This window comes from Amycolatopsis echigonensis (assembly GCF_014174495.1).
GTDB lineage: Bacteria > Actinomycetota > Actinomycetes > Mycobacteriales > Pseudonocardiaceae > Amycolatopsis > Amycolatopsis echigonensis.
Genome location: NZ_JACJHR010000164.1, coordinates 1 through 8,260 on the forward strand (window position 1 = coordinate 1; position 8,260 = coordinate 8,260).

8 protein-coding genes and 1 pseudogene are annotated in these 8,260 nt (G+C 65.8%); 3 read left to right on the forward strand and 6 right to left on the reverse strand.

Annotated elements, in window-relative coordinates:
- From istB to ltrA, 3 genes are all read right to left on the reverse strand, one after another.
- The coding region (gene istB, locus H5411_RS45250) for an IS21-like element helper ATPase IstB (protein ID WP_183127883.1) at nt 1-658 on the reverse strand (658 nt) is incomplete at its 3' end.
- A 31-nt stretch (nt 659-689) separates the two neighbouring features.
- Nucleotides 690-2,054: an IS21 family transposase gene (gene istA, locus H5411_RS45255; RefSeq protein WP_183127884.1), complete on the reverse strand. Its 1,365-nt coding sequence runs from the start codon at nt 2,052-2,054 to the stop codon at nt 690-692.
- Nucleotides 2,055-2,194: 140 nt separating this feature from the next.
- Complete coding sequence (gene ltrA / locus H5411_RS45260) at nt 2,195-3,268, reverse strand: group II intron reverse transcriptase/maturase (protein WP_312878758.1); 1,074 nt, start codon at nt 3,266-3,268, stop codon at nt 2,195-2,197.
- On the opposite strand from ltrA, the gene H5411_RS45265 reads away from it, so the two are divergent.
- The gene (locus tag H5411_RS45265) at nt 3,254-3,544 is read left to right on the forward strand and encodes a transposase (RefSeq protein ID WP_101440879.1); all 291 of its coding nucleotides are present in this window, start codon (nt 3,254-3,256) and stop codon (nt 3,542-3,544) included. The two genes, ltrA and H5411_RS45265, sit on opposite strands and share 15 nt — an antisense overlap.
- A gap of 8 nt (nt 3,545-3,552) precedes the next feature.
- Nucleotides 3,553-4,425 carry an IS3 family transposase gene (locus tag H5411_RS45270; protein WP_244194938.1) on the forward strand — a complete coding sequence of 291 codons (873 nt, stop codon included), beginning with the start codon at nt 3,553-3,555 and terminating at the stop codon, nt 4,423-4,425.
- Nucleotides 4,426-5,095: 670 nt separating this feature from the next.
- Here H5411_RS45270 and H5411_RS45275 read toward each other — a convergent pair.
- Together H5411_RS45275 and H5411_RS45280 are read right to left on the reverse strand one after the other, a co-directional pair.
- Complete coding sequence (locus H5411_RS45275; RefSeq protein ID WP_183127886.1) at nt 5,096-5,398, reverse strand: transposase; 303 nt, start codon at nt 5,396-5,398, stop codon at nt 5,096-5,098.
- Nucleotides 5,399-5,471: 73 nt separating this feature from the next.
- Nucleotides 5,472-6,533, reverse strand: a complete 1,062-nt coding sequence (locus tag H5411_RS45280) for an IS110 family RNA-guided transposase (RefSeq protein ID WP_101435776.1) — start codon at nt 6,531-6,533, stop codon at nt 5,472-5,474.
- Nucleotides 6,534-7,100: 567 nt separating this feature from the next.
- Between H5411_RS45280 and H5411_RS45285 the strand changes: the two are divergent.
- Nucleotides 7,101-7,619: pseudogene (locus H5411_RS45285) on the forward strand (IS30 family transposase); the annotation flags it as partial.
- Here the strand turns inward: H5411_RS45285 and H5411_RS45290 are convergent.
- Nucleotides 7,567-8,260 (reverse strand): IS3 family transposase (locus H5411_RS45290; protein ID WP_183127887.1); only part of this gene is annotated, 694 nt, incomplete at its 5' end. The pseudogene H5411_RS45285 and the gene H5411_RS45290 overlap by 53 nt on opposite strands.

Genomic DNA, 8,260 nt, shown 5'->3' on the forward strand with positions numbered 1-8,260 from the left:
CGACGGTCGCGTCCCCGAAAGCCGTTGCCCAGTCAGCAATGCCGACGTTCGTCGTCAAGATCGTGGACGACTTGAGGTAACGCTGGTTGATCACCTGAAACAACGCCGAGGCCCCGTCTCCGGGCAACGGGAGATAGCCGAGCTCGTCGATCACGAGCAGTTTCGGTCCGGCGAAGAACCGCATGCAGGTCTGCCAGCGCCCTTCGACCGCGGCCTTGTGACAGCGAGCGGCGAGGTCGGCCGCGGTGGTGAAGTAGACCCGGTTGCCGGCTTCGGCCGTCCCGCGCGCGAGCGCGGTGGCGAGCATCGTCTTGCCGACCCCGGGCGGCCCGACGAACAACACGTTTGAGGCGTCGTCGAGGAACCGCAACGTCGCCAGGTCGCGGATGAGTTTCTCGTCGACCCCAGGCTGGGCGGCGAAGTCGAAGTCCGCCAGGGTCCAGGGATCCGGGAGGCAGGCGAACCGCAACCGGCCGGCCAGGCGGCGTTCTTCGGTGGCGTTGACCTCGATCTCCAGCAGCCGCTCCAGCGCCGCGGTCATCGACAGGTTCTCCGCGCGAGCTTGGTCGAGGATTCGGGGCAGGGCTTCGGCGGCGTTGTCGAGCTTCAGATAGGAGAAGTGCGAACGGAGTTGCTGATAGCGGCGGGCCTCGCTCATCTGTGGCCCTGAACGGTTTCCGGACAAGTGATCAGTCCTCCTCGGACTCATAGGTCTCATGGGTGGGTGCGCTGGCCAGCTTCGCCGCGGTGGCGGCGTAGGTGGCCAGGTCGATCACGACGTGAGCCGCGGGCCCCGTCGCGGGCAGGCCGCGCAGTCGTGCTGCTTCGGCCGACGCCGCCGCCGACGGCGGCCGGCGCGTCTTGTGGGTGCAGAGCCGATCGGTGCTGAACGCGCCCATCGCGGCGTGTTCGAGCGCGATCACGTGCCCGTCATCGCGCACGACCCGCCCGGCCCCGTCTGGGGCGCGGTGGTGGACCGCGACCGTCGCGCCGCCCTCGGTGACGATCCGCAGCATGTCTGCGCCGAGCCGGTGGCGGACCTGAACCTGCGCGCCGCCCAGCCCGGGTGGGACGGAGTAGGAGTTGCCGCGGAAGGCGACCAGCGCCTGCGGTGTGACGGTCCGGGGCAGGTCGAACTCGGCCGGGAACGCGACCAACGGCGGGGCATGCAGCCGCTCGGCAGCGGCCAGGCCGGCGACGGTGGTGCGCTCGCCGTCGAGGACCCGGCGGCGGCTGTCAAGCTTGGCCGCGAGCCGGTCCAGCCTGGCCTGGGCCTCGGCGATCGTGACGTCGTCGCCAAGGGTGCGCCACCAGCGCTGCGCGGCCGAGTGGTTGGCCTTCTCGACCACGCCCTTGCGGTTCCCGCGCCGCGGCGGACACGTCACCGATCGGACCCCGTAGTGCTTCGCGACCTGCGCGAACGCAGCCGTGATTCGGCCGGAGGCGGGGTGGCAGACCGTGGCCATCCGGTCGAAGCGCCAGACCTGGGTCACCCCGCCCAGGCGCCGGACCACCGCGTCGAGGGCCTCGACCAGGTGTGGGAAGTCCTCGGCATCGGCCAGGATGCCGCGCCACTTGCTCGAGTGCGCCAGCGCCCCGACCAGCAGATGTGCCTGCTTCCCGGCGCCCCAGCTCGCGGGTGGGTCCGGCAGTTCGAGCCAGTCCCACTGGGTTTCCTCGCCCGGCGGGTGGGTGATGATCGCGACGTCTCGGCCGCGGGAAACCTGGCAAGGCTCGCAGTGCGGGCGCAGCTGATAGCGGCGCAGCGCCCTGGTGAACGTCGAGTAGCCGCCCTCGTAGCCGAGCTCGGTGACCTCGTCCAGCAGCGTCGCCGCCCACAGGTGCGGGTCGTCGGCCAGTCGGGCGCGGCAGTAGGCCACGAACGGCTCGAACGGGTCCGGCCGCGCCGACCGGCGCTTGCCCGGCACCACCTCGCCGGACAGGTAGCGGCGGATGGTCTTGCGGTCACGCCCGAGATGTCGCGCGATCGCCGAGACCGACCAGCCTTGAGCACGCAGCGCCTGCGCCTCCACGTCTTCCTCCAGAGTGAGCATCCACGCCTCCGGCCACGGTCACGGTGATCAACACCGAAACCGTCACCCGGAGGCCACTGACCAGCGCAAACGACGCGCCAACAGGACACCCCAACTGGGGAATTTCAGAGAGCAGGACTGGCCCTATTCGGAGAGCACCATCAGTACTGCAACCAGCCCCGCACGATCGGGTTGATCCATCGCGCGATCTGGCCCAGAGTCCAGTCGGTATGCCGATGCAGCCGCCAACCGCGCACTTCGCGGTTGATCCGCTTCTCGGCCTCTTTGCTGATCGCAGGCAGGAACGACCCGAACAACTGACCGTTTTTGTCCCGCGCGGTCCGCGCCCGGAACTCGTACCCCAGAAACGTGAACGACGTGTGCTCATACGAGCCGGTCCGCCGGTTCCAGTTCTGGCAGTACACGACTTTCGTCTTGTCCGGGTGCAGCGTCAGCCCGACCTTGGTCAGGCGCTTGGTGATGGCGTCGCGCAGCATCAGCGCTTGCTTCTCGCTGACACAGTGCACAACGGCGTCGTCCACATACCGCTCGTACGCGACGCCCGGGAACTTCCGAGCCATCCACGCGTCGAAGGCGTAGTGCATGAATAGGTTCGCCAAAATCGGGGATACCACAGACCCTTGAGGGGTTCCCCGGTCCCGTCGTTCCAGCGTCCCATCCGAACGTTGCAGCGGCGCGGACAGCCACCGCTGCACATACAACACCACCCAAGCTGAGTCGGTGTTGGCCCGGACCGCCTTCATCATCAGTTCGTGATCCACGGTGTCGAAGAACTTCGAGATGTCCAAGTCGAGCACCCACTCGGCTCTCAAACACCGCCGCCGGCACGCCGCGACCGCGTGCAGCGCCGAGCGTTTCGGCCGATAACCGTACGAGTCGGGATGGAACATCGGCTCCACCCGCTTCTCGATCTCCATGGCCACCACCGTCTGCGCAACCCTGTCCGCAACCGTCGGAACACCCAGAACACGAACTCCGCCACCGGTTTTCGGGATCTCCACCGCCCGCACGGGCGGCGGAAAGTACGTCCCCGAGGACATCCGATTCCAGACCTTGTAGAGATTGTTCCGCAAGTCGGCTTCGAATTCCTCGATCGACACACTGTCGACCCCGGCGGCACCCTTGTTGGCCTTGAGCTTCCCCCGGTTGTCCGGACACCTCACCTGAGGTGACCGCCGGTCACCAGGGAGGATGTTCTCGTGCCTGCACCACACCTGCCTGAGTTCCGTCAGCGTGCCGTCGAGCTGGCCCGGCTGGGCGACAAACCCGTCGCCGCACTGGCGAAAGATCTGGGCATCAGCCAGTCCTGCCTGCGCAACTGGATGGCCCAGGCCGACACCGACGAAAACGGTTCGGCCACCCGGCTCTCCAGCTCGGAAAAGAAGGAACTGGCCGAGCTGCGCCGCAAAAACCGGCAACTCGAACTGGAAAACGAGATCCTGAAACGGGCCGCCGCCTACTTCGCGCGCGAGAACATCCTCCCAAAGTAACGTTCCCGCTGGTCCACGAACTCGCCGCCGACGGAATCGACGTCGCGGTGGCCTGCCGGGTCCTGAACGTGTCCCGTTCCGGGTATTACGACTGGCGCGATCGGCCGATATCCGAGCGAGACCGGGACAACGAGCTGCTGCTGAAACACGTCGAGCAGATCCATGCCGATTCCCGACAAACCTACGGATCACCGCGAGTCCACGCCGAATTGACGCTGGGCTTGGGCCTGCCGGTGAACCGCAAACGCGTCGAACGGCTCATGCGCGAGGCCGGCATCCAGGGCCTCTACCGGCGGAAACGAGCCCGGACCACCATTCGCGACCCGGCCGCCGAACCCGCCCCGGACCTGGTCAACCGCCACTTCGCCGTCACCGAGCCGGACCGGCTGTGGATCACCGACATCACCGAGCACCCCACTGCCGAAGGGAAACTGTACTGCGCCGCGGTCATGGACGCCCATTCCCGGCTGATCATCGGCTGGTCCATCGCCGGCCACATGCGCACCGAACTCGTCACCGACGCGCTCGGCATGGCCATCATCCGACGCAAACCCGACCACAATGCGACGATCCTGCATTCCGACCACGGCTCCCAATACACCTCCTGGGCATTCGGACAGCGACTCCGCGCCGCCGGACTGCTCGCCTCCATGGGCACCGTCGGCGACTGCTACGACAACGCGATGATGGAATCGTTCTGGGGAACCCTCCAACTCGAACTCCTCGACCAGAAACAATGGGAAACCCGCGACCAGCTTGCCAACGCGATATTCGAATGGATAGAATGCTGGTACAACCCGAAACGGAGACACTCCGCCATCGGGATGCACAGCCCCGTCACCTTTGACGCCTTGCACACCCGGTCAGACCAAGATCACTGACCCCACACCGCAGGTGTCCGCCAAACGGGGGGAAACTCACCTTGACCCTGCCAAACGCTTTTGCCACAGCCCATTTCGAAATTTCGAACGGCTTCATCAACGGCCCTGATCGACTCACGCGGCTCCTCCCGGCTGCTGCCGGTTGACCGCATCAGCGACCCGAATGGTCCGGCCCCTTCGCTCCACACCCATTACAGGCGCTTCACCACTACTACGAGCCGGTCCGCCAGCACGCCCCGCATCGGTACTCAACGCCTTACAGTTCTTGCTGCTTGGCGCACTCCCTCTCGCTGCCGAAGCAGCAGTATCAGGGCATGCCTTCCCACGTTCCGTGCGAACGCCGCAGATCAGGCTCACGTCGCCTCCATGCCGGACACCGCCTGGCCAGAAATCGGGACCCCCGCCAGACTTATCCCGGTGCCAAAAAGACGCCCCGGTTTCGATGTCATCTGTTTCCATTTCGACACGTCGTCAGCGATTCACTCACGTTCGTCTTCCTGATCCCCGCCTGACGCCCTCCAACGGGGCACCTTTTCCTCATCGCTCACCACGACGGTCGTCAGCCAACGCAGCATGAGGTGGTTTGGAGCCTCCCACCCGACGGGCGACTCCGAAGGGCCACAACCCCTTCATCATCCGCACAGCACCACGATCTGCTACCTGACCTACTTCACGCAGCGTCTCGTGTTCGTGGCACACCTTTTACCAGGAACGCGTTGTCCTTCTCCAACTCGCCGACCTGCCGTCGCAGCCGCGCCAGCTCGGCCCGCTCGGCCGGCTCCAGGGGTTTCTCCCCGTGGACCTCGGCGGCGGCGATCCTGCGCCGCTCGTCTTTGACCCAGGTGCTCAACATCCCTGGGTCGATTCCCAGTTCGCGGGCGACGTCGGCGATCGTGCGGTCGGAATCGATCACACGATGCGCAGCCTCGACCTTGTACTCGGCCGTGCAGGACCGGCGTTTGCGAGGAGGCATGATGGACATCCTTCCAGCAGGACGGTCGTCCTGCTAACTCGGTGTCCACTCCCCGGGGGTTCCTCTGTGTTTGTCAAGCGGCTGCGTGAAGTGGTGGTGGTGTTGACGGAGCGTGGCGTTGTTCGTCGCCGATCATGGTGCGCCAGACGTGGTCGGCGAGTCGGCGTTTGAGGCAGCGCATGGCTTCGTTGTGGGTCTTGCCTTCGGCGATCTTGCGGTCGTAGTAGAGGCGTCCCCGGCTGCCGTGCATGCGCACCTGTGTGAGGGCGATGGTGTGCAGGGCGTTGTTCAGTTGGCGATCGCCCTGGCGTGAGAGTCGGTGCCGGGCCTTGTCGGCGCTGGCGATCTCGATGGGTGCGACACCGGTGTAGACCGCGAAAGCTGCGGCTGTCGGGAATCGAGATGCCAGGCTGGTGCGTCCCAGCAGCCGGGCTGCCACGACCGGCCCCACGCCGGCGATGTCGGTCAGGCGGCTATTGGAGTCCTTGATCGCCTCTTCCATGCGTTGTTTGTTCGCTTTCAGCCGGCGATCCAGCGCGCGGATGTCGGTGATCAGCTCCCGGGCGAGGTCCTTGCGGGCTCGTTCAACTGACGATTGCGGTCGGCTTCGGGTCAGAGCGGCGGCGGCCTGGTCGGCGGTGAGGTCGGTGGGCACGCCGCCGGGAAGCAAGTCACGCAGCAGGGCGTGTAACTGGTTGACCGTGCGCGTGCGCTGCTGGGTCAGGTTGAGGCGACGCTCGTCCAACAGCCCCAGCACTGTCGAGGCGCCCTCGGCAGTCACCGGCAGGGCATCGCCTTGCAGGGCGGCCACGCTGGCCGCTGCCGCGGCATCCAGAGCATCGTTTTTGCGGCGCCCGCCTCGGGAAAGCTCCCGGACCCTGGCGGTGGCCGTCGGCGGCACGTCCACCACTGTCTCGCCACGTGCGATCAACCATTGCGCCAGGTGCCGCCCGAGCCCTCGCGCGTTCTCCACCGCCCACCGGCGCTCGGAGAACTGCTTCGCCCACGCCAGCAACCGGCGGTACTCCGGTAACGCCGCGTCGATCCGAACCGTCTCCAGTGGACGGTGGGTCTGCGGATCCAACGCCGACGCCGTGTGGCTGGACTTATGCGGATCAACCCCGATGACGACCATCAACCGCGCTCCTCCATGCGAGATACGGGAAGCCGCGGTCGACATTCCGACTTTCAGCCTGTGACGCTCACACCTCTGTTGAGTCAGACCGCAGCCGGTGCCGAGCCAGGCCACACACCCCCGGCGAGCCAACCCATCCGGGCGGCAGGAACCTCACGAGCGAGCCCAACCCGACACCTCCGGCAGACTACGGCCAGTGATCATCCAACCTGTCCAACCGGTAGCCACATACAAGTCGGAACCTCAGTTGCCCGACCTGCGGAGGACTTCTGTTGCACGCCGATCACCCGCCACGAAGCCCCCACGAATGGGAAACGTGGCGGGCCGTCATCAGGAAGGCGATCTCCAAGCAGTACATCGCCTTCACAGACGATGACTCGCCGGACGATCACAGGCTCCGTCTCCTTCACACCCTTTGTCGGCGACGGATTGGAGCCGTCAGGCCGACAAATCCCGCGCCTTCTCCTGACCCCGAGCCCTTGGGGCTTGCTTGAGCCGTGTGCGGTGAACAGCTGCTTGCACGGTTCTGAGGGGGCGGGGACGCAGTAATGCGTCCCCGCTACCCGACTGATCATCGGCGTGGGCAGCTCCGCGATCGGCACGCTGGTCGACCGGAGCACCAGGTTCACGATGCTGCTTCACCTGCCTCGCATGGACGGTCACGGCGTCGAACCGCGAGTGCACAACGGTCCCGCTCTCGCCGGCCGCGGCGCCGAGGCCGTCCGGGACGCGATCGCCTCGGCCATCGCCACGCTGCCCGAACCGCTGCGGCGGTCGTTGACGTGGGATCGCGGAAAGGAGATGGCCCAGCACGCCCGGCTGCGCATCGATACCGGCATCAAGGTCTACTTCGCCGACCCGCACAGTCCCTGGCAACGCGGCACCAACGAGAACACGAACGGCTTGCTGCGCCAGTACTTTCCCAAGGGCACCGATCTGTCCCGCTGGAGCCGTGACGAACTCGACGCCGTTGCTGCCGCTCTCAATAGCAGGCCCCGCAAGGCACTTGGCTGGAAGACGCCTGCCGAAGCCCTCAACGATCAGCTATTGTCGCTCCAGCAAGCCGGTGTTGCGACGACCGATTGATCTCAAGCTGACTGCCCGCGTCAGAATGATGAACCAGCTTGTCCTCACCTTCCTTCCACTGGTACGATCTGTCCCGCAAGCCAATTTCGATGGCGTCGATGGCGTCGAGGACTAGGTCTGTTTCCTTGGACATGCTGCACGTCCACCCGACGATTTTTCGGGAGAACACGTCAATCCCGAACGCGGTATACACAGTGCCCGCCCAGGTGGACACGTAGGTGAAGTCCGCCACCCACAACCGATTCGGCGCGCCCGCCGTGAACTGGCGTTTCACCAGGTCCAGGGCTCGGACACCGTCCTTGTCGGACACGGTGGTACGGACCGTCTTCCCACGAACAGCGCCGGCCAGGCCCATGTTCCGCATGAGCCGCTCCACCCGGCACCGCCCCACCGCGACGCCTTCACGCCGCAATTCCCGCCAAATCTTCCGGGCGCCGTAAACCTGGTAATTCTCGTCATACACGCGCTGGATTTCCTTCTTCAATTCCTCATCACGCACCTCCCGCGCCGACTTCGGGCGCGTCAAAGCCGCATAGTAAGTGGACGGAGCGATCTTCACACCGAACTCGGTCAGCGTGGTACAGATCGGCTCGACTCCGAACCGGTCCTTGCATTCCGTGATGAACGTTACGAGCGTGACT